Origin of the sequence: Paraburkholderia caledonica NBRC 102488 (assembly GCF_000685095.1) — a bacterium.
GTDB lineage: Bacteria > Pseudomonadota > Gammaproteobacteria > Burkholderiales > Burkholderiaceae > Paraburkholderia > Paraburkholderia caledonica.
Window position 1 is genome coordinate 74258 of the sequence record NZ_BAYE01000003.1, and the last position, 20041, is coordinate 94298.

17 protein-coding genes are annotated in these 20041 nt (G+C 63.9%); 10 read left to right on the forward strand and 7 right to left on the reverse strand.

The annotated features are described in order from the left end of the window. The first annotated feature begins 9 nt into the window (after positions 1-9). The 9 genes from BCA01S_RS07370 to BCA01S_RS07410 are packed head-to-tail and all read left to right on the forward strand — an operon-like array spanning position 10 to position 8985. Complete coding sequence (locus BCA01S_RS07370; RefSeq protein ID WP_042318295.1) at positions 10-669, forward strand: LolA family protein; 660 nt, start codon at positions 10-12, stop codon at positions 667-669. Then, positions 669-3170: an MMPL family transporter gene (locus tag BCA01S_RS07375; RefSeq protein WP_027776376.1), complete on the forward strand. Its 2502-nt coding sequence runs from the start codon at positions 669-671 to the stop codon at positions 3168-3170. Before BCA01S_RS07370 ends, BCA01S_RS07375 begins: the two co-directional genes overlap by 1 nt. Continuing rightward, positions 3167-4351, forward strand: coding sequence for a beta-ketoacyl-[acyl-carrier-protein] synthase family protein (locus BCA01S_RS07380; protein WP_027776377.1), 1185 nt, complete (start codon positions 3167-3169; stop codon positions 4349-4351). Before BCA01S_RS07375 ends, BCA01S_RS07380 begins: the two co-directional genes overlap by 4 nt. A 6-nt stretch (positions 4352-4357) precedes the next feature. Further along, positions 4358-4843, forward strand: coding sequence for a hotdog family protein (locus BCA01S_RS07385; RefSeq protein WP_027776378.1), 486 nt, complete (start codon positions 4358-4360; stop codon positions 4841-4843). Next, positions 4840-5565 carry a 3-ketoacyl-ACP reductase FabG2 gene (locus BCA01S_RS07390; protein WP_020069022.1) on the forward strand — a complete coding sequence of 242 codons (726 nt, stop codon included), beginning with the start codon at positions 4840-4842 and terminating at the stop codon, positions 5563-5565. The genes BCA01S_RS07385 and BCA01S_RS07390 overlap by 4 nt, the downstream gene beginning before the upstream one ends. Further along, positions 5565-6791, forward strand: coding sequence for a beta-ketoacyl-ACP synthase (locus BCA01S_RS07395; protein ID WP_027776379.1), 1227 nt, complete (start codon positions 5565-5567; stop codon positions 6789-6791). The genes BCA01S_RS07390 and BCA01S_RS07395 overlap by 1 nt, the downstream gene beginning before the upstream one ends. Next, entirely contained in the window at positions 6788-8026 is a 1239-nt protein-coding gene (locus tag BCA01S_RS07400; RefSeq protein WP_027776380.1) for a beta-ketoacyl-[acyl-carrier-protein] synthase family protein, read from the forward strand. Before BCA01S_RS07395 ends, BCA01S_RS07400 begins: the two co-directional genes overlap by 4 nt. A 34-nt stretch (positions 8027-8060) precedes the next feature. After that, positions 8061-8483, forward strand: coding sequence for a hypothetical protein (locus BCA01S_RS07405; RefSeq protein ID WP_027776381.1), 423 nt, complete (start codon positions 8061-8063; stop codon positions 8481-8483). A 58-nt stretch (positions 8484-8541) separates the two neighbouring features. Next, positions 8542-8985: an excinuclease ABC subunit A gene (locus BCA01S_RS07410; RefSeq protein ID WP_027776382.1), complete on the forward strand. Its 444-nt coding sequence runs from the start codon at positions 8542-8544 to the stop codon at positions 8983-8985. A 16-nt stretch (positions 8986-9001) separates the two neighbouring features. Here the strand turns inward: BCA01S_RS07410 and BCA01S_RS07415 are convergent, their stop codons facing one another. After that, positions 9002-9730: a class I SAM-dependent methyltransferase gene (locus BCA01S_RS07415; RefSeq protein WP_027776383.1), complete on the reverse strand. Its 729-nt coding sequence runs from the start codon at positions 9728-9730 to the stop codon at positions 9002-9004. A gap of 120 nt (positions 9731-9850) precedes the next feature. On the opposite strand from BCA01S_RS07415, the gene BCA01S_RS07420 reads away from it, so the two are divergent. Further along, entirely contained in the window at positions 9851-11104 is a 1254-nt protein-coding gene (locus BCA01S_RS07420) for an NAD(P)/FAD-dependent oxidoreductase (protein ID WP_042318297.1), read from the forward strand. Between the two features lie 120 nt (positions 11105-11224). Here the strand turns inward: BCA01S_RS07420 and guaD are convergent, their stop codons facing one another. The 6 genes from guaD to BCA01S_RS07450 all read right to left on the reverse strand — a co-directional run bounded on the left by guaD (position 11225) and on the right by BCA01S_RS07450 (position 19952). Next, complete coding sequence (guaD, locus tag BCA01S_RS07425) at positions 11225-12589, reverse strand: guanine deaminase (RefSeq protein WP_027776385.1); 1365 nt, start codon at positions 12587-12589, stop codon at positions 11225-11227. Between the two features lie 81 nt (positions 12590-12670). Beyond that, on the reverse strand, positions 12671-13717 hold the full coding sequence (locus BCA01S_RS07430; protein ID WP_027776386.1) for an adenosine deaminase: 1047 nt from the start codon (positions 13715-13717) through the stop codon (positions 12671-12673). Between the two features lie 66 nt (positions 13718-13783). Beyond that, the gene (gene xdhC / locus BCA01S_RS07435; protein ID WP_020069013.1) at positions 13784-14800 is read right to left on the reverse strand and encodes a xanthine dehydrogenase accessory protein XdhC; all 1017 of its coding nucleotides are present in this window, start codon (positions 14798-14800) and stop codon (positions 13784-13786) included. Between the two features lie 152 nt (positions 14801-14952). Then, complete coding sequence (gene xdhB / locus BCA01S_RS07440; RefSeq protein ID WP_027776387.1) at positions 14953-17403, reverse strand: xanthine dehydrogenase molybdopterin binding subunit; 2451 nt, start codon at positions 17401-17403, stop codon at positions 14953-14955. After that, positions 17403-18947 (reverse strand): xanthine dehydrogenase small subunit, encoded by a 1545-nt coding sequence (xdhA, locus tag BCA01S_RS07445; RefSeq protein ID WP_027776388.1) that lies wholly within the window; start codon positions 18945-18947, stop codon positions 17403-17405. Before xdhA ends, xdhB begins: the two co-directional genes overlap by 1 nt. 495 nt (positions 18948-19442) lie before the next feature. Then, entirely contained in the window at positions 19443-19952 is a 510-nt protein-coding gene (locus BCA01S_RS07450) for a disulfide bond formation protein B (RefSeq protein WP_027776389.1), read from the reverse strand. Between the last annotated feature and the right edge of the window lie 89 nt (positions 19953-20041).

Below are 20041 nucleotides of genomic sequence, written 5' to 3' on the forward strand. Positions count from 1 at the left end.
AATTCCGGCATGCGATGGTTGAACGGGCTGCGTGCCTGTGCGTTTTCGTTTGCGGTGGCCAGCGCGTTGAGCGTGCCGGCGTGGCCGGCGTGTGCCGCGTCTACAGACGGCAATCCCGCGCTGGTCTCGCAGGTCGCATCGCATCTCGCTCAAGCCAAAGGCGTGCGCGCGCAATTCACGCAAAGGCAGACGCTGGCCGCGATGAAGCAGCCGCTCGTCAGTACCGGTTCCTTGCTGTTTCTGCGTGAGCGCGGCGTGATCTGGCGTATCGATACGCCGTACAAAGCCACTTACGTCATCACCGACGCAGGCGTCGCCGAAATCAATGCCAACGGTCAGCGCGTCACGACGCACAGTGCGCAAGGCACGCGCGGCGTCGCGCAAGTTTCGAAGATGATGCGTGCAATGCTCGGCGGCGATCTGTCCGCGCTTTATTCCCAATTCGACGTGCAGGCCGAGGGCAGCGCCGCGCACTGGCGATTGCAGCTGACGCCGAACCAGCCGCAACTTGCGCAGTCGATCAAAGGGTTGCAGATGAGCGGCGGAGACTTCCTGCAGAGTTTGCGTATCGCGCTCGCCAACGGAGATACGACGCAACTCGAATTCAGCAAGAGCGAAGCGGTGAGCGAACCGGCCGTGGCCGAACGCAGTCTGCTCGGGGCGCCCTGATGGACCTGCTGCAACACAGGTCCGCGAAAACCGCGTGGGGCATGCGCGCCGCGTGGCTGCTGCTCGCGCTCGTCGCGGTGCTGTATTGCGGCTGGCGTTTTTCCGGACCGTCGCCGTTGCAGACGAATCTGCTTGCGCTGCTGCCGGCAACTGAAGCAGATCCGGTCGCCGAGAAAGCGGTCGATACGCTGGCGAGCGCTCTCGGCGACCGCACGGTTTTTCTCGTCACCAGTCACGACGATGCGCACGCCAAAGCGGCGGCAAAGCAACTCGGCGCTTCGCTGCAAAAAAGCGGGGCGTTCGCTTCGGTGACGGCGGAGTTGCCGCCATTCGATCTGTCGCAGATTGCGGCGCTGTATCTGCCATATCGTTTCGGCTTGCTGACGCCTGCTGACCGCGCGGCAATCGCAGGCAGTAAGGCGCCGGACGCCGTGTTGCGCGACGTGCTCGCCCAACGCATCTATAGCCCATTGCGCGGCGGGCTCACCACGTCGCTCGCCGACGATCCATTCGGCTGGCTCGAACACTGGCTCGGCAATCTGCCGCTCGCGACATCGAATCTCGAACTGGAAGACGGATTGCTGGTGTCGCACCAAGACGCGCATCAAGACGGGCATCAAGGCACTGCGACGAGCGTATTGATCGTGGCTACGCTGCCAGGCTCCGCATACGAAACCAAAACGCAGCACGCGGTACTCGCGGCGCTGTCGCGAGGCGAGCGCTCGTTGAAGCAGGCGTTCCCCGACGTGTCGGTCGCGCGAACCGGCGCCGTGTTCTACGCCGAGTCGGCGCGCAGTGCATCGGAACGCGAAGTGCATCTGATCGGCCTCGCGTCGCTCGTCGGCATCGCGCTGTTGATGATGTGGGTGTTCCGTTCGCCGCGTCTGCTCCTGCTCGGCTTCGTCTCGACTGCGCTCGGCATCGTCTGCGCGCTTGCGGTGACGCTGCTCGTATTTGGCAAGCTGCATCTGCTGACGCTCGTGTTCGGCGCAAGTCTGATCGGCGAAGCTGTCGACTATTCGATCCAGTATTTCGTCGTCTATCTCGGTGCCGGGCGGAATTGGGATGCGCGACGGGGCGCACGTGCGGTGCGTCCCGCATTGAGCGTTGCGCTTGCCACGAGCCTGCTTGGTTACGCGGTTCTCACGTGGGTGCCGTTTCCCGCGCTCAAGCAGATCGCATGTTTTGCGATGGCGGGCATCGTGACCGCGTTCGCGTCGGTGATGTGGCTGTTGCCCGCGTTGCTGCCGCATGCGCCGAAGCGCAGTCCTCGGCGACTCTTCGAACGCTCGGCGCGTTTGTTGCGCGTATGGCATCGCTTGATCGGCGGCAAGCGCGCCTGGATCGTCGCGGTGCTGTTGCTGATCGTCGCGATTCCCGGCTGGTTGCGTCTCACGAGCGACGACGACGTTCATCTGCTGATCCAGCGAGATCCGTCTCTCGTCGCGCAAGAGGACAAGGTGCGCAACGCGGTGGGGATCGATAACAGCGCGCAGTTTTTCGTTGTGCGCGGCGAGACGCCAGAACTCGTGTTGGAGCGTGCCGAAGCGCTAGCCGCGAAACTCGACGCACTTGGCGGCACGTCGAACGGGGTGGGCGGTTATCAATCCGTCGCGCAGTTCGTGCCGTCCGCGCAGCAGCAGAACAAAGACCGCGCATTGCTCGCGCAGCATGTATTCGACGACACGGCGGCATTGCGCGCCACGCTGCTGCAAGCGGGCTTCAAGGACGAAGTCGCCGACGCGTGGATCGCAGCGGAAAAGAATGCGCAAACGAAACCGCAAGCGCTCATGACCGTCGACCAGTGGCTTGCCGCGCCGTGGTCGCAGCCCTATCGACATCTGTGGCTCGGCCAGGTCGATACGGCGACGAAAGCGTATGCCGCCGTCGTGATTCCGCAAGGCGTGACACCGCGCAACGAGGCCGCCTTGATCGCGACCGCGCGCTCAGTGCCAGGCGTGGCTTTCGTCGACAAGGCCGCGAGCGTGTCGAAGCTGTTCGGTGCCTATCGCGTGGACAGCGGCTGGTGGCTCGGCGGCGCGCTGACATTGGTGCTGATTCTGCTGATCGTGCGCTACGCCCGGCAGCAACCGCACTCGGGGCACGCCGCAAAAGAAGCGCCGCTCGCACACCGCGTGCGCGGCGGCATCGCCGTGACGCTGCCTGTACTGCTCGCAGTAGGCGTCACGCTGGCGGTATTCGGCTACGCACGTGTGCCGCTCAATCTGTTCAACTGGCTGGCGCTCATGCTCGTGCTCGGCGTCGGCGCGAACTACGCCGTATTTCTGCGTGAAGGGTGCATGCGCGCGGACTCCGATCTCGGCGCGGTGTGGACGGGCGTGCTGCTTTCGGCCGCTACCACGCTGTTGTCGTTCGGCATGCTCGGCATGAGCGCAATGCCTGCGCTAAAGAGTTTTGGCGCGACGCTCGCGCTCGGTATTGCGGTCTCGGTGCTGCTCGCGCCGATCGGCATGCCATCGGAATCCAGGAGGGCCGCATGAAAGCGCCACCAGTTTATTTGCACGCGCTCGGCATGATCAACGCGCTCGGCGGCGACCTCGAAAGCATCCTGCCGGCGCTCGCCGCGAGTCACGCGCGAGGCATGGCGGCTGTGCATACGGGCATCGGCGATGCGTTTGTGGGCAGCGTCCTGACACCGCTCGATCTCGCTCCGCCCGCCGATCTCACGCGCTACGACTGCCGCAATAACCGCTTGCTGCTCGCCGCGCTCGCGCAGATCTCGCCTGCCGTCGACGCCGCGCGCGAGCGCTACGGCGCGCATCGGATCGGCGTGGTGCTCGGCACCAGCACATCCGGTATCGAAGCGGCTGAGGCGGCGTTCGTCTATCAGGCGCAAGCGGGCGACTTGCCGGCGAACTTCAACTACCGGCAGATGGAAATCGGCACGGCCGCGCCCTTCGCGGCTGCGGCACTCGGCTTGAAGGGCCCCGCGTTCACGATCTCGACAGCCTGCACGTCGAGCGCGAAAGCGTTCGCGTCGGCCCGGCGCCTGTTGCAATTGCAGATGTGCGATGCGGTGGTGGTGGGCGGTGTCGATTCATTGTGCGAGCTGACGGTGCAAGGCTTTGCGTCGCTCGAATCCACCAGCGGCGAGCGCACCAATCCGATGAGCCGCAATCGTTGCGGCATCAATGTCGGCGAAGGCGCGGCCGTGTTTCTGATGAGCCGCGACGAAGCGGCGGTACGCCTTGCGGGTGTCGGCGAATCGAGCGACGCGCATCATATTTCAGCGCCCGATCCGCAAGGTGTGGGCGGCGAAATGGCGCTGCGCGAAGCAATCGCGGATGCGGGCATCGCGCCGTCGTCTATCGGTTATGTGAACTTGCACGCCACGGCCACGCGCAAGAACGACGAGATGGAAGCGAACCTGATGTCGCGCGTGTTTCCCAACGGCGTCGCGACGAGCGGCACGAAACCGCTGACCGGCCATCAACTGGGCGCGGCGGGCGCGACCGAACTCGGCTTCGCCTGGCTCACGCTCGCACGCGACGACGTTGCACTGCCACGCCATATCTGGGACGGCGAAGCGGACCCCGCGCTGCCCGCGCTGGAACTTGTCGAAAGCGAACAGTTTTTGCCGCGCGGCGAGGGCGCTCAATACGTAATGAGCAACTCGTTTGCGTTCGGCGGCAGCAATGTCAGTCTGATTCTTGCACGGTAAGGCGCGATGAACTCGACACGAAGCATTGACGAACTGCTGCAGCAACCTATCGAAGCGATCATCCCGCATCGCGGCACCATGCTGCTGATCGACGCCGTGACCGCGTTCGACGAACAGACGCTGAGCGCGCGCGCAACCGTGCATGCCGATGCATGGTATGCGGACGCGCAAGGCGCGATGCCCGCGTGGATCGGCATCGAATTGATGGCGCAGTCGATCGCCGCACACGTCGCGTTGCTCGCCATGCGTGGCGGTGGCCGGGCGCGGCCCGGCGTGCTGCTCGGCTCGCGCAGCTACAAGGCGTTGCAGCCGTCGTTCGCAGGCGGCGCGCAACTGCTGATTCGCGCAACGGAACTGCTGCGCAGCGACGAAGGCCACGGCGCATACGAATGCACGATTCATCATGACGCCGTGTGTTGTGCCGAGGCGGTGATCAAGGTATTCCAGCCGTCCGATTTTCAGTCATTCATCGAAGGGAGTTTCAATTCATGAGCCGGCGTGTTCTCGTTACCGGCGCAAGCCGCGGCATTGGCCGCGCGATTGCGTACCAGTTGGCCGCCGACGGCTTTGCGGTGTCCGTGCACTGCCGCACGGGGCGCGCTGAAGCCGAGGCAGTGGCGTCGGGGATCGCCGCTCAGGGCGGCACTGCGCGGGTGCTGCAATTCGACGTGCGCGAGCGCGCGGTGTGCCGCGATGTGCTCGAAACCGATGTGGCGGCGAACGGACCGTACTACGGCATCGTATGCAGCGCCGGCGTGACGCGCGATGCCGCGTTTCCCGCGCTCACCGACGAAGACTGGGACGTCGTGATCGAAACCGGTCTCGACTCGTTCTATAACGTCGTTCATCCGCTGACCATGCCGATGGTGCGTGCCCGCAACGGAGGGCGCATCGTGACTATCGCGTCCGTATCGGGCGTGATGGGCAATCGCGGTCAGGTCAACTACAGCGCGGCAAAGGCCGGCCTGATCGGCGCGACCAAGGCGCTCGCGGTGGAACTCGCGACGCGCAACATCACCGTCAACTGCGTGGCGCCCGGCCTCATTGAAACCGGCATGCTCGACGAGATGCCGCTCGAACACGCATTGAAGACGGTGCCGATGAACCGCGTCGGCCAGCCTGCCGAGGTAGCGTCCGTGGTCAGCTTCCTGATGTCGGATGCGGCCTCGTATGTGACTCGCCAGGTGATCGGCGTAAACGGCGGGATGGTCTGATGAAGCGAGTCGTCATTACCGGCATGGGCGGCGTCACGGCGCTCGGCGATAGCTGGGACGCAATCGAGGCGCGTCTGAAAAGCGGCGCGAACGCAGTGCGGCGCATGCCCGAGTGGGACTACTTCGAATCGTTGCATACGCGGCTCGCATGCCCGTTGCCGCAGTTCGTCACGCCCGCGCATTATCCGCGCAAGAAGACGCGTTCGATGGGCCCTGTGTCGATGTATTCGGTGCGCGCAAGCGAACTCGCGCTCGCAGATGCGGGCCTCGCCGACGACGCGAGCATCAAGGACGGCCGCATGGGCGTCGCGTACGGCTCGTCGTCGGGCTCGGTGCAGCCGATCCGCGCGTTCGGCACGATGCTCGAAAGCGGCTCGATGAGCGACGTCACGTCGAACAGCTACGTGCAGATGATGCCGCACACGACAGCCGTCAACGTCAGCCTGTTCTGGGATCTGAAAGGGCGGATCATTCCCACGTCGTGCGCGTGCGCGTCGGGCAGTCAGGCGATCGGCTACGCGTATGAAGCGATTCAGACGGGCAAGCAGACGCTGATGCTGGCGGGCGGCGCGGAAGAATTGTCGGGTCCGGCGGTTGCCGTATTCGATACGTTGTACGCGACCAGCACGCGCAACGACGAGCCTCATCTGACGCCGCGTCCATTCGACGCCGCGCGCGACGGCCTCGTGGTCGGCGAAGGCGCGGCCACGCTCGTGCTGGAGGAATACGAGCATGCGGTGGCGCGGGGTGCGCGGATTCACGCGGAGATCGTGGGCTTCGGCTGCAACTCGGACGGCGCGCATATGACGCAGCCCACTGCGGAAACCATGGCGTTTGCGATGCAGCTTGCACTGAAAGACGCAGCGCTTCCGGCCGAAGCGATCGAGTATGTGAATGCGCATGGCACGTCCACGGATCGCGGCGATGTCGCGGAGAGCCACGCGACCGCGCAGACATTCGGCGAGCGCATGCCGATCAGTTCGCTCAAGAGCTATGTGGGCCACACGCTGGGCGCGTGCGGCGCGCTCGAAGCGTGGTGGACCATCGAGATGATGAAGCGCAACTGGTACGCGCCCACGCTGAATCTGCATGACGTGGACCCGGCTTGCGCGCCGCTCGATTACATCATCGGGGCAGGGCGCGAGATGGACGCCGAACTGGTGATGAGCAACAACTTCGCGTTCGGCGGGATCAACACGTCGCTCATTTTCAGGCGCGTTCAATGAGCGTGGCGTTGCAACGCGTGGTCGTTACCGGCATGGGCATCGTGTCGTGCCTCGGCAATTCGCTCGACGAAGTGTCGGCTGCATTGCGCGCGGGGAAGTCGCGCATCGAACGAGTCCAGGCATGGCGTGAGCGCGGCTTTGCGTCGCAAGTCGCGGGCGTGGCGTCGGTCGCTAATGAAGCGCCTTTCGAGCGCAAGCTGGAGCGCTTCATGGGCGATACCGCGCGCTTTGCCTGCCATGCGGCGCGCAAGGCGATCGACGATGCCGGGCTCGATGCCGCCATGCTGCGCTCGCCGCTTGCCGGCACCGTGGTCGGCTCGGGCGTCGGCACGATGTCGAGCTACGACGCCGCGATGACCGTTGCCAACACGCGCGGCGTCGATAAAGTGCCGCCTTACACGGTGCCGCATGCAATGAGCAGCACCGCGTCCGCGAACGTCGCGCAGGTGTTCGGGCTCGAAGGAGTAGGCTATTCGCCGTCGTCGGCATGCACGACTTCCGCGCTCGCCATTGGCCAGGCGATGCAACTGATTCAGACCGGCCGCCAGCAGATCGTGCTCGCGGGCGGTAGCGAGTCGCTGCACGACAACATGACGCTGATGTTCGACGCGATGGGCGCGTTGTCGCGCCGCTCCAACGACACGCCCGAGCGCGCGTCGCGACCTTACGATACGAAGCGTGACGGCTTCGTGATCGCGTCGGGCGGCGGCGTGCTCGTGCTCGAAGCGCTGGACCACGCAGTGGCGCGGGGCGCGCGCATCTACGCGGAACTCACGGGGTTCGGCGACTGCACGGACGCCGGCATGGTCACTCCGCGCGCGGCAGGCATCGCACGCGCCGTGCGCGGCGCGCTGGACGAAGCGGGCAAGCGTCCGGACTACATCAACACGCATGCGCCTTCCACGCCGCTTGGCGACGTCGAGGAACTGCATGCGTTGAGGCAGGTGTTCGGTGCCGCATCGGAGCGCGGTGTGCCCGCGTTTTCGTCGACCAAGGGCATGACCGGGCATCCGCTTGGCGCATGCGGCGCACATGAGGCGATCTATACGTTGCTGATGATGCGCGACGGGTTTGTCGCAGGCACCACGGGGATCGATTCGGCGGAGCCGGAAATCGACGGCATGCCGCTCGTGCGTGAGACGCGTGACGCGCGCATTGGCACGGCGATGTCCGTGTCATTCGGCTTCGGTGGAAGTTGCGCGAGCTTGATGTTCGAGGCATGGCAGGGCGGCTGATACGGCCGCGTTTTTAAAAACGAGGGTGATAAAAATGAAAAGAACATTGGTGCTGGGTGTATTGACGATTGCAGCCGCGACGCTGACGGGTTGCGCGACACAGGTGAAGTCGCTGCCGCTCGCGGCCGCGGGCGGCGAATCGCGCGGCGGCGTGCCCGTGTATTTCGGTGAGCAAAGCCATCCGGCCGTGAAGCGCGGGTTGGGCGACGTCTCGTACTCGGTGCGCATCGCGCGCAAGGTTGCGGGCCCCGAGGACGCATGCCGCGAGGCGCTCGCCGAAGCAATCGGCAAGCTTCGCGCGGCGGCGCGGGAGCGCAATGCGAATGCGGTGATCGACGTGACGACGCGCTTTCACAGCAGCGAAAGCAATTCGTCCAGCGAGTTCACTTGCGGCGTGAGCCCGAGCGCCGCCGCGATCGCGATCAGCGGCCGGCTCGCTGTGCTGGAGGCGAACTGATCTGCAAGGCAGTGGATGCGGGAATCGTAAAACCCATAACAACCAGGAAGGAGTATCAATGAAACGCCATCTGATGTTTGTCACACTCGCCGCTTCATTTGCGATGCTGAGCGCCGCACCGGCTTTTGCGCGAGACTCGGTGGGTACCTATCCGATCAACGAAGCATTGCATAGCGAGCCGGGCAAGGTCGGCGACGACATCCAGTTGTATTTCGCGGGAAAGCGGCATCCGGCCGTTGCGAAAACGCTCGGCGAATTTGCAACGAACAAGAAGACCAACGCGTTCGGCAAGAGCGATGAGGCCGCATGCCAGCACGTGTTCCTGTCGGCGGTGATCGAGTTGCAGGATCGTGCGCGCAAGGAAGGCGGCAACGCGGTGATCAACATCAAGAGCAACTACAAGAACGAAGTGCGCGAAAGCGCGACCGAGTTCACCTGCGGCGCGGGTGCAGTGATTGCGGGCGTCGCGTTGAAGGGTGACGTCGTCACGCTGCGCAAGTAACGCAACCTGAACCGACTCAGGCGGTCTTCACCGCCGCGACATTGACGAGCGTCTCACGGCGCTTGCCGGGTTGCGGACGGTAAAGGCCGAGCCGCTCGAGCAGACCGAAGTCTTTCGCGCGGCTCCACCAGAGATACGGCAGCGACACGTTACGTTCGGTAAAGCTGAAGCCGCCGCCACGAATCATGTCGAGATAGCCGTCCGCGCTTTTTTGCACGTGCATTGGATGACGAAACAGCAGCCGGATCACCCACGACCTGATGTACGCGTCGGTGGATTCGGCGAACAGCAGCACGCCGCCGGGTTTCAATACGCGGCGAAATTCGGCGAGCGCGCGGTCCTGCTCGACGAGATGATGGAAAGTCTGATGGCAGAACACGATGTCTGCGCTCGCATCCGGCAGCGGCAGCGCCGCGCAGTCGCCGTGCAGCAGTTCGATGTCGGCGACCTTGTCGCGGCAGGAGTTGGCCGCATTGGCCGCGAGCGCAAGCGACGGTTCGTGATAGTCAATGCCGACGATGCGGCGCGGCTCGAACGCATCGGCAAGCAGGCGAAACGAAATGCCTTGTCCGCAGCCAACGTCGACGATGACGGGCGCTGCGGGCAACGGCGTATCGATCAGGCGCTTGAGGTCGTTGATCGCGACGCGCAACACATGATGTTCCCATGTGTGAGTACGCAGGAACCAGATTCCAAATGCCGTTTCCGGCACGAAAGGCACACTGGATGTTTGAGACGGCGACACGCTGGACTCCCCGGTGAAATATTTAATGCTGTTCGAGATGCAATGTAACAGGACGTAAGGATGCAGCGTAATGCTGCGTCGGGCAAGCAAACGATTGAGGCGAACTTGAGTACACATGACATGAAGCACACGGCGGAACACACGACGGTCGACGTCGCGATCATCGGCGCCGGCCCGGCCGGTGCAGTCGCGGCCGCGTTGCTGCGCAAAGCGGGTCGCTCGGTGCTCGTGCTGGAGCGCCAGCACTTTCCGCGTTTTTCGATTGGCGAAAGCCTGCTGCCGCAAAGCATGGCTTATCTGGAAGAAGCCGGCATGCTGCAAGCCGTGATCGAGGCCGGATTCCAGTACAAGAACGGCGCGCAATTCGTGTATCGCGGCCAATCGTCGTCGTTCGATTTCCGCGACAAGCACACTGCAGGATGGGGCACGACGTATCAGGTGGAACGCGCGGTGTTCGACGAGATCCTGATTCGCTGCGCAGCGGAGCAAGGTGCGGATGTGCGCTTCGGGCATACGGTGCAAGCTGTGCATACCGGCGAGGGCACGGGTGCCGCGCCGCGCGTCGACGTGATCGACGAGGCAGGCCATGCGTATCAGGTCGAAGCGCGTTTCATATTCGATGCAAGCGGCTTTGGCCGCGTGCTGCCGCGTCTGCTCAACCTTGAGGCGCCCACGCGCATGCCCACGCGCGCCGCGCTCTTCTCGCATGTCTACGACGGCCTCCCCGCGGGCGTCCACGACCGCAACAAGATCTGCGTGGCAACGCATCCCGAGCGCCGCGACGTGTGGTTCTGGATGATTCCGCTTGCGGGCGGACGGTCGTCGGTGGGATGCGTCGCCGAGTCGAGTTTTCTCGACGTGCCTCCAACGGAGCGCGAGCCGAAGTTGCGTGCGCTGATCCAGAAGGAGCCGACGTTTAACCGGCTGATCGGCGACGCGCCTTTCCTGTTGCCTGTGCGGCATATTGGCGGCTACTCGGCGAATGTCGAGCGTCTGCACGGACCGGGTTATGCGCTCCTTGGCAACGCGGGCGAGTTTCTCGATCCCGTGTTCTCGTCGGGCGTAACGATCGCACTACGCTCGGCGCATCTGGCGGTACAGACCTTGAACCGTCAACTGGATGGCGAGCAGGTCGACTGGTCCGCGAATTACGACGTGCCGTTGCGCAAGGGCATCGACACATTCCGCGCGTTTGTCGAGCGCTGGTACACGGGCGAATTGCAGGACATCATTTTCTACCCCGACCAGACACCGTCGATCCGCCGCATGATCTGCGCGGTGCTGGCGGGCTATGCGTGGGACGAATCGAACCCGTATGTCGCCGACCCGGCGCGCAGGCTGAATGCCTTGCATGAGGTTTGCACACAGCGCTGAGTCCCCGCGGGTGGGGCATGAACTGCATGCGGAAATTGAAACGGCGCTTCCTTGTCATGCAAGGAAGCGCCGTTTTGATTCAGAAGCAGCGAAAATCTTCAGGTCACTTTCGAGCTGCAATCAGGCCGCGAACCGAGCGACGCGCGGCGCGTGCTGCCTCACGTCGTCGCGGCGATGCACGCGCTTGCCTGCCGCATACGTTTCATAGACCGCGCGATCGTCGCCGAGCAGCGCGAAGGCGAACAGCAATTCTTCGAGCGACTCCGTGCGCGCGGTGCGGCGCGCGAGCAGCGGCGTTGCTTGAGGATCGAGCACGACGAAGTCCGCTTCCGACTTCGGCCTGAGCGTACCCACCTTGTCTGCGAGATCGAGCGCTTCGGCCGCGCCCGCTGTCGCGAGATAGAACATGCGCGTGGCCGTCAAATGGTGGCCCGTCAATCGCGCGACCTTGTGCGCTTCATTCATTGTCTGCAGCATCGAGAACGACGTGCCGCCGCCGACGTCCGTGGCGAGCGCGACGGGCATGTTAGCTTCGTCGGCCTTGTCGAAATCGAACAGGCCGCTGCCGAGGAACAGGTTCGACGTCGGGCAATGCGACGCGACCGCGCCGGTTTGAGCCATGCGTTGCCGGTCTTGCGCGTCGAGATGAATGCAATGCCCGTAGACCGCGCGGCGGCGTAGCAGGCCGTAGTGGTCGTAGATGTCCAGATAGCTGCGGTGACCGGGGAAAAGACTGTTGACCCACTTCACTTCGTCGGTGCTTTCGGCGACGTGACTCTGGATGAACACGTCCGCATGCTTGCCCGCCAGCACGCCGCAAGCTTCCAGTTGCGCTTCGGTCGAAGTCGGCGCGAAACGCGGCGTGAGCGCGTACATCTGACGGCCGCGATTGTGCCAGCGGCCGATCAGCTCGGCGCTGTCGTCATAACCGGATTGCGCGGTGTCGCGCAGGAACTCCGGACAGTTGCGATCCATCAGCACCTTGCCTGCCACCATGCGCAGATTGCGCGCCTCGCTTTCGGTAAAGAGCGCGTCGGCCGACTCCTTGTGCACCGTGCAATAGACAAGCGCGGTGGTCGTGCCGCAAGACAGCAGTTCTTCGAGGAAGAAGCTCGCCGTATCGCGTGCATAAGCCTGATCGGTGAAACGGCGCTCGGTCGGAAACGTGTACGTGTCGAGCCACGGCAACAGGCCAGGCGCAGGCGACGCGATCATGTCCGTTTGCGGGTAATGAATGTGCGTGTCGATGAAGCCCGGCACGATCAGCTTGTCGCGCATGTCCTGAACCGGCGTGCCCGGCACGAGTCGAGACGCGAGCGCCGCGTACGCGCCCGCCGCGACGACATGGCCGTCTTCGACGATCAGAAGGCCGTCCTCATTGAAGATCGCCGCGTCGGGCGAGCGCGACGGATCGCCGTTGAAAGTCAGCAACTGCGCGCGGAATGCCGATTGGGCCGGGTTAGCCGTTGTAGCCGGGTGAGTCATGAGAAAACCGTCTCCGAATGTGAAAAGCTGAGCAGCGTGGAAGGCCGTGTTGCGATGCCCGCGCTGCAATACGTCGGCCCTTTAATGTGGGCCGCTTTGATTCCAATGCGCGTCGAGCTTTGCGATCATTTCCGCGCGCTCTTGCGGCGTAACGAACGACGCTTCGAAAGCGTTGCGGATAATCGTATAGACCTCGGCATCGTCGAGCTTCAATGCGTCGATGGTCGCCGCATAGTTGGCGTTCACATAGCCGCCGAAATACGCCGGATCGTCGGAATTCACCGTGACGGCGACGCCGCGATCGAGCAGGTCTTTCAGCGTGTGTTTTGTCATGTCGTCGAACACACAAAGCTTGAGGTTCGACAGCGGACACACCGTCAATGCGACACGCGTGTCTGCAAGACGCGCGACGAGCGCCGGGTCTTCGATGCTTCGCACGCCGTGATCGACCCGGTCTACCTTGAGCAGGTCGAGCGCTTCATAGATATACGACGGTGGTCCTTCCTCGCCCGCGTGCGCGACGAGCTTCAAGCCGAGCGCACGCGCTTTCGCGAAGACTCGTTCGAATTTCGACGGCGGATGGCCGCGCTCCGACGAATCGAGCCCCACGCCGATCAGGCGATGCTTGTACTGGTCGAACAACGGCCGTGCTTCTTCGAACGTTGCGAGTGCGTCTTCTTCGGACAGGTGACGCAGGAAGCACAGAATCAGCTTGCTCGACATGCCGCGTTTTTCCGCGTCGGCGAGCGCGCGCTCAATGCCGGCCACCACCGTCGCGATGGGCACGCCGCGCTCGGTGTGCGTCTGCGGATCGAAGAAAATCTCGCTGTGAATCACGTTGTCGGCGAGGCAGCGCTCGACATACGCCATCGTCATGTCGTAGAAATCCTGCTCGTGCAGCAGCACGCTCGCGCCGGCGTAGTAGATGTCGAGAAACGATTGCAGATCGGTGAATGCATAGGCCGCGCGCAGTGCTTCTATGGAGTCGTAAGCGAGCTTTACCCCGTTGCGCTCGGACAGCGCGAAAATCAGTTCGGGTTCGAGTGAGCCTTCAATGTGAATATGCAGCTCGGCCTTCGGTGCGAGCATGGCCTTTTCGATGAGGGACGTAGCGGTTGTTGTGTTCATGGTCGGTCAGAAGTTTGTTGGTGTCGTTGCGCGCCGGATGCGTAAGCGTGATGTCGACTCGCTTCGTCAAACCGTCTGCGCGGCGCGATGCACACTCGCGTTCGCCTCGACAGCTTGCAGCAGTTGCGCGGCCGCGGAAATCGCAATGATCTCCGGCGACTTGTCGACGATGCCATCCACGCCGAGCGGGCATTTCATCCGCGCAATCCGCGAAGGATCGATGCCGCGCGCGGCGAGCCGGTGTTCGAACTGTTTGCGCTTGCTGTGCGAGCCGATCATGCCGAAGAACGCAAAATCGCCGCGCCGCAAAATACGCTCGGCCAGTTCGAGGTCGCGCGTATGGTTGTGCGTCATGACGATGAAGTACGTGTTGGGCGCAGCCGTGTCGACGGCTTCGTCAGGCGCGTCGTTCGCGTCGATCTTTACGTTGTGCGCGTGCAGCGATTCAACGGGCGGAAACTGCGCATCGCGTTCGTCCACCCAGCGTACCGTGCAAGGCAGCGTGGCGAGCACGCGAACCAAAGCGGCGCCCACGTGCCCCGCGCCAAACAGCACGACCGGGAAGTCGCCTGGCGCAATCGTCTCGGTGAGCAGCGCGCCGCTGTCGTCGAAACCGGCGCCGTCCCACAGCAGGCAGTCGGCGGCATCGACGCCCGGCTCGGGGTCGGACAGCATCACCGCATCCGGTGCGGGGCCGAATGATACGCTACGCACCGTCGATTGACCTGCGGCCACGCGCTTCGCAAGCGACGTGATCCAGCCCAGATCGCCGATGTCGAGCCGTTCGAACGCGAGTATCACGGCGCCGCCGCAGCATTGCCCGAGACTCGGGCCGAGCGCGAAACGCTCGAGCCGGCGCATATGCGGCGAGCGCATGCCGTCGCGCAGCACCTGGCGCGCAGTCTCGATCGCTTTCCATTCGAGGTGTCCGCCGCCAATCGTATGTTTCGCCGAATCGCGCGTAACGATCATCTTGGTCCCGGCCTCACGGGGCGCCGAACCTTCGACGCGCGCGACCGTCACCAGCACGGCGGCGTCGCCGTGCGCGAGCAGTTGTTGCAGGTCAGGTAGCCATGCTTGCATCCGACGAATCTCCGTACAGTGCCGCTCGGGGTTTCCATGCGGCCGGTTGAGCCTGGTGCGAGGCGATCGTGTCGCGCCGGGCGTATCTGCGAGTCACTTGCGTTCGCTGCGCTTCGCCCGGATCTCCGCTTGGGTTGTCTGTTTCGCGCATGTCAGGCAGTCGTGTCGCTGGTCGACGCCTCTGTGCTCGTTCCTTGCCCGGATGCCGGCTCGCTCGCGCTTTGTGCGTGCAACGCATCCAGTGCATCGAGGATCGCTTCGGGCGTCGCGGGCGCGCGCAACATCGGCGCATGCTGTGCAGACGGTACCGCGGCCGCGATCGCGTCGCGAATCGCGAGGAACACGGAGAACGGCAACAGCAACGGCGGCTCGCCGACAGCCTTGGAGCGGAACACAGTCGGCTCTGCGTTCGGGTTTGGGTAAAGCCGCACGTGGAAAGCGGCGGGCGTATCGTTCACAGCCGGAATCTTGTACGTGGACGGAGCATGCGTCATCAGACGGCCATCGCGGTTCCACCATAACTCTTCGGTCGTGAGCCAGCCCATGCCCTGAATGAAGCCGCCTTCGACCTGGCCCAGATCGATCGCCGGATTGATCGACTGACCGGCGTCGTGCAGTACGTCGGCACGCAGCAGTTTCCATTCGCCGGTTAGCGTGTCGATCACCACTTCGGACACGGCCGCGCCATACGCGAAGTAATAAAACGGATGACCGGTCAGCGTTTTCGCGTCCCAATGCACTTTCGGCGTCGCGTAGAAACCGTCCGACCACAACTGCACGCGCGCGAGATACGCGGCGCCGACCAGTTGATCGAAAGGCATCGCACCGCCGTTCACCGTTACCTCGCCGTTCGCGAACAGCACGTCGTCTGCGTTGCCGCCGAGTTGTTTCGCCACGAGTTCGGCAAGCCGCGCACGAATGGTTCGCGCGGCGTCTTGCGCGGCCTTGCCGTTCAGATCGCTGCCGGTGGAAGCCGCGGTCGCCGACGTGTTGGCGATCTTCGAGGTATCGGTTGCGCTCACACGCACGCGCGAGAGCGGCAAGCCGAACTCGTTCGCGACGACTTGAGCGACCTTCGTGTTGAGCCCTTGGCCCATTTCAGTGCCGCCGTGATTGACGAGCACCGAGCCGTCCTTATACACATGCACCAGTGCGCCGGCCTGATTCAGAAAGGGCACATTGAACGAGATGCCGAACTTGACGGGCGAAAACGCGAGGCCGCGCTTGAGTACCGGGCTTCTGGCGTTGAACGCGGCGATCGCTGCGCGGCGCGCGCGATAGTCGCTGGAGTCGAGCAGATCGTCGGTCAACGGCGCGATGATGTTGTCTTCGACACGCTGTCCATACGGAGTCGTATCGCGTTCGCCTACGCCGTAGTAGTTGGCGAGGCGTACGTCTAGCGGATCGTGGTTCAGTTGACGCGCAATGCTGTCGAGCATCACTTCCATCACGAGTGCGCCTTGCGGGCCGCCAAAGCCGCGGAACGCGGTGTTCGACTGGGTGTTGGTTTTGCAGCACAGCGCGACGATGTCGACGTCGGACAGGTAGTAAGCGTTATCGAAATGACATACGGCGCGCGTGGCGACGGCGCCGGAGAGGTCAGCGGAATAGCCTGCGCGCAACGCAATTTCCACGCGCGCGCCGAGAATGCGGCCATTGTCGTCGAAGCCCGCTTCGTATTCGTAGATCGCGTCGTGCCGCTTGCCGGTGATCATGAAGTCGTCGTCGCGATCGGCGCGCAGTTTGACCGGACGACGCAGCAGCTTCGCCGCGAGCGACGCCACGCAGGCGAAGAGCGCCGATTGCGATTCCTTGCCGCCGAAGCCGCCGCCCATCCGGCGGCACTCGCAAACCACGTTATGCGCGGGCCAGTCGAGCATATGCGCGACGACCTGCTGCATTTCGCTCGGATGCTGCGTCGAGCTGTAGACAAGCATGCCGTCCATCTCTTTCGGCACCGCATACGCGACCTGGCCTTCCAGATAGAACTGCTCCTGGCCGCCGACTTCGAACGTGCCGCGAATGTTGTTCGGCGCGGCCGCGATCTTCGCGTCCGGATCGCCGCGCTTCAGATGCAGCGGCGGCAGCACGAACTGTTTGGCGGCCTTCGCGTCCGCCGGCGTGAGAATCGCGTCGAGCGGCTCATAGCGGATCACGTCGTCGCTTTTCGCGAGCGCCGCGGCGCGGCGCGCGAGCTCGTGGCTCTGCGCAATCACGGCGAACACAGGCTGACCGAGGTACAGCACTTCATTGACGGCGAGGATCGGGTCGTCGTGCAGCACAGGGCCGCAATTGTTTTCACCGGGTATGTCTTCGGCGGTCAGCACCGCGATGACGCCGGGCGCTTTTTTCACCGCGTCGAGATCCATCGACACGATGCGCGCGTGTGCATGCCGCGACAAGCCAAGCGCCGCGTGCAGCGTGCCTTGCAGTTCGGCGATGTCGTCGGTGTAGGTCGCTTCGCCGCTCACGTGCAGCGCGGCCGATTCATGCGGCAGCGCGACGCCGATCGCGGCTTCGGGTCGATGCAGGGCGGCGGGATTTCCAGCAGGGCTTTCCGCCTGCTTCGCAGCGCGTTCGACAAAAGCATCGGTGCGATTCATCACGACGGCTCCTTCACGATCGCGTCCGGCGTGCCGGCTTCGAACGCGAATGCATTCACGTCGAAGAGCGCGAGCGGCGCGTCCTCGCGCGTTTCCAGATGGAAGCGCCACAGCAGGTTGCGCGCCACCTTCAGCCGATAGGCGCTCGATGCGCGCATGTCGGTGAGCGGCTGGTAGTCGGCGGCGAGCGCGTTCATGGCCTGCCGCGCGGTGCTCTCATTCCACGTCGCGCCGCTCAGCACGGCTTCGGTTTGCGTGGCCCGCTTCGGCGTTGCAGCCATGCCGCCGAATGCGACGCGAGCCTCGACGATCGTGCTGCCTTCGTCGATATGCAGAGCGAATGCCGCGCAGACCGCGGAGATGTCCTGATCGTAGCGCTTGGACACTTTGTAGGTGCGAAAGCGTAGATTGCCCGCCGGCCGCGGAACGCGCAGCGCGGCGACGAATTCGCCCGACGCGAGCGCGGTTTTCTGATAGCCGAGATAGAACCCGTCGAGGGGCAGCGTGCGTGTTTTCGTGCCGTGGCGCAGCACCACTTCGGCACCGAGCGCAAGCAGCGCGGGCATCGAATCGCCGATCGGCGAACCGTTTGCGACATTGCCGCCGAGCGTGCCGGCATTGCGGATCGGCAGCGACGCAAAGCGCGTCCAAAGCTCGGCGAGTTCAGGGTAGTCGGCGGCCAGGGCCGCATACGCGTCTTCGAGCGTGACGGCTGCGCCGATGGTGAGCGTCTGCGCATCGCGCTCGATCGTCTTCAATTCGCGCACATTGCCAATGTACAGAACGTCGCCGAGATCGCGGAACTGCTTGGTGACCCACAGGCCGACGTCAGTGCTGCCGGCCACGAGCCGGGCTTGCGGATGTTCCGCGCGAAGCCGCGCGAATGCGTCGAGCGTGAGCGGCGCATAAAACGCTGGCGCGCCGAAGGCCGCGCCGCGCGTGTCGGGCGCGCGGTACTCGAACGTGTCGTTGCGTCGCAGTTCACGCAGCGTTTGTTCGACAGCCTTGCGATCGAGCGTCACGCGCGGATATTGCGCGTAGTCGAACATTTTCTGCGATGCGTCCACGATCGGCCGGTAGCCGGTGCAGCGGCACAGGTTGCCGGACAGCGCGATGTTGATTTCGTCGCGTGTCGGCAGGCCGGCAGCCGCTGGCTGGTTTTCGTAGAGTGCCCACATCGACATCACGAAGCCGGGTGTGCAGAAGCCGCACTGCGAGCCGTGACAGTCGACCATTGCCTGTTGCACGGGATGCAGCGTGCCGTCCGCCGCGCGCAGGTCTTCGACCGTGAACAGGGCTTTGCCGTCGAGTGTGGGCAGGAACTGGATGCAGGCGTTGACCGCTTTCAGCGCGAGCGCGCCTCGCGCGTCGAGCTCGCCGATGACGACCGTGCAGGCGCCACAGTCGCCTTCAGCGCAGCCTTCCTTGGTGCCGGTGCAATGCAGGTCTTCGCGCAGATGCTGGAGCACGGTGCGCGATGCGGGTACGCCGGAGATCTCGTGGACGGACCCCTGGCGATAAAAGCGGATGGTTTGCGTTGTCATGGCGAATCCAGAAGACAGTGCGGACCGGGCGCGCGTTACGCATGGGGTCGCGCCAAAGCCGGCCTCGCGCACGTAGATCGCCATCCATATCCGAAGATAGCATTACGGCGCCTCAAAAATATTTCCGATGTCGCATGAAGCTTATTCGGAAGATGCAATGAGATCAGTCCGATTTGAGTCGGATTCACTTCGCGCGGGGAAGTTGCGTCGGGCGGGAAGGAGGCGCACCGGCAGAAGCTGGCGCGAAAGAGGCGAACGGGCAGGAGTTGGACTGCGGACCAGGCGAAGCGCCCTGCCTGCGGTTCAAAACCGCCGGAAACCGGGGCGCGCGACGGCGGCAGCAACCGGATCGGCAAAAAAGAAAACGGCAAAAACCGACACAGCGCAGAGGCGGCCCGATCCACAAAGGCGGTATCACTGCGGCGGTCTTCGCCATAGCGCCGCGCCGTTAGGCGCGGGATAGATGCCAGCGCCGTATGAAACCGGCAAAATTCCTCAAGCAATCCGCCTGCGGTTGCGCACGAGGCTAATTGCCAGCGGAACGAAAGCGAGCACGAAGCCGACCAGTGCCCACATCGGCAGCGTCAGGCCGAGGATCGGCGGATAGGCGGTTTCGCATAGCCCGGCCACCTTGAACACGCCCGGCAGCCAATGCGCAGGCGGCAGACTGTCGACGATCGGCTGCAGCGCGTCGAAGCCACAGCTAAAGCCCGGATTCGCCTGCACATATACGTGCCGCACCGCGGTCACGATACCCGCCAGCGCCGACAACGCTGCCATCGTTTCGAGCAGACGCACGCCGCGCCAGCTGTTGAACCGCGCGCCGAGGAACGCGAAGATTGCGATCAGCAGGAAGAAATAGCGCTGGATGATGCACAGCGGGCACGGATCCTCGTGCTTGAAGTACTGCAGATACAGGGCGCCGGCAACGAGGCCGACGCAGATCAGGCCAAGCAGGACCAGCAGGGAGCGCTCGCGGCGCAGCATCGCATTGTCGTTGTTCATGGATCGTGTGGCGGTTGTGTAGCTGTTGTGTGGCCGCTAATCAGCGGAAACGGCGAGTGCCCGCGATTTTAGCGCGAACCCCCGCCCAC

Coding starts and splice junctions, on each gene's coding strand:
- BCA01S_RS07370 (WP_042318295.1), top strand. CDS start 10: ATGCGATGGTTGAACGGGCTGCGTGCCTGTGCGTTTTCGTTTGCGGTG.
- BCA01S_RS07375 (WP_027776376.1), top strand. CDS start 669: ATGGACCTGCTGCAACACAGGTCCGCGAAAACCGCGTGGGGCATGCGC.
- BCA01S_RS07380 (WP_027776377.1), top strand. CDS start 3,167: ATGAAAGCGCCACCAGTTTATTTGCACGCGCTCGGCATGATCAACGCG.
- BCA01S_RS07385 (WP_027776378.1), top strand. CDS start 4,358: ATGAACTCGACACGAAGCATTGACGAACTGCTGCAGCAACCTATCGAA.
- BCA01S_RS07390 (WP_020069022.1), top strand. CDS start 4,840: ATGAGCCGGCGTGTTCTCGTTACCGGCGCAAGCCGCGGCATTGGCCGC.
- BCA01S_RS07395 (WP_027776379.1), top strand. CDS start 5,565: ATGAAGCGAGTCGTCATTACCGGCATGGGCGGCGTCACGGCGCTCGGC.
- BCA01S_RS07400 (WP_027776380.1), top strand. CDS start 6,788: ATGAGCGTGGCGTTGCAACGCGTGGTCGTTACCGGCATGGGCATCGTG.
- BCA01S_RS07405 (WP_027776381.1), top strand. CDS start 8,061: ATGAAAAGAACATTGGTGCTGGGTGTATTGACGATTGCAGCCGCGACG.
- BCA01S_RS07410 (WP_027776382.1), top strand. CDS start 8,542: ATGAAACGCCATCTGATGTTTGTCACACTCGCCGCTTCATTTGCGATG.
- BCA01S_RS07420 (WP_042318297.1), top strand. CDS start 9,851: ATGAAGCACACGGCGGAACACACGACGGTCGACGTCGCGATCATCGGC.
- guaD (WP_027776385.1), bottom strand. CDS start 12,589: ATGACTCACCCGGCTACAACGGCTAACCCGGCCCAATCGGCATTCCGC.
- BCA01S_RS07430 (WP_027776386.1), bottom strand. CDS start 13,717: ATGAACACAACAACCGCTACGTCCCTCATCGAAAAGGCCATGCTCGCA.
- xdhC (WP_020069013.1), bottom strand. CDS start 14,800: ATGCAAGCATGGCTACCTGACCTGCAACAACTGCTCGCGCACGGCGAC.
- xdhB (WP_027776387.1), bottom strand. CDS start 17,403: ATGAATCGCACCGATGCTTTTGTCGAACGCGCTGCGAAGCAGGCGGAA.
- xdhA (WP_027776388.1), bottom strand. CDS start 18,947: ATGACAACGCAAACCATCCGCTTTTATCGCCAGGGGTCCGTCCACGAG.
- BCA01S_RS07450 (WP_027776389.1), bottom strand. CDS start 19,952: ATGAACAACGACAATGCGATGCTGCGCCGCGAGCGCTCCCTGCTGGTC.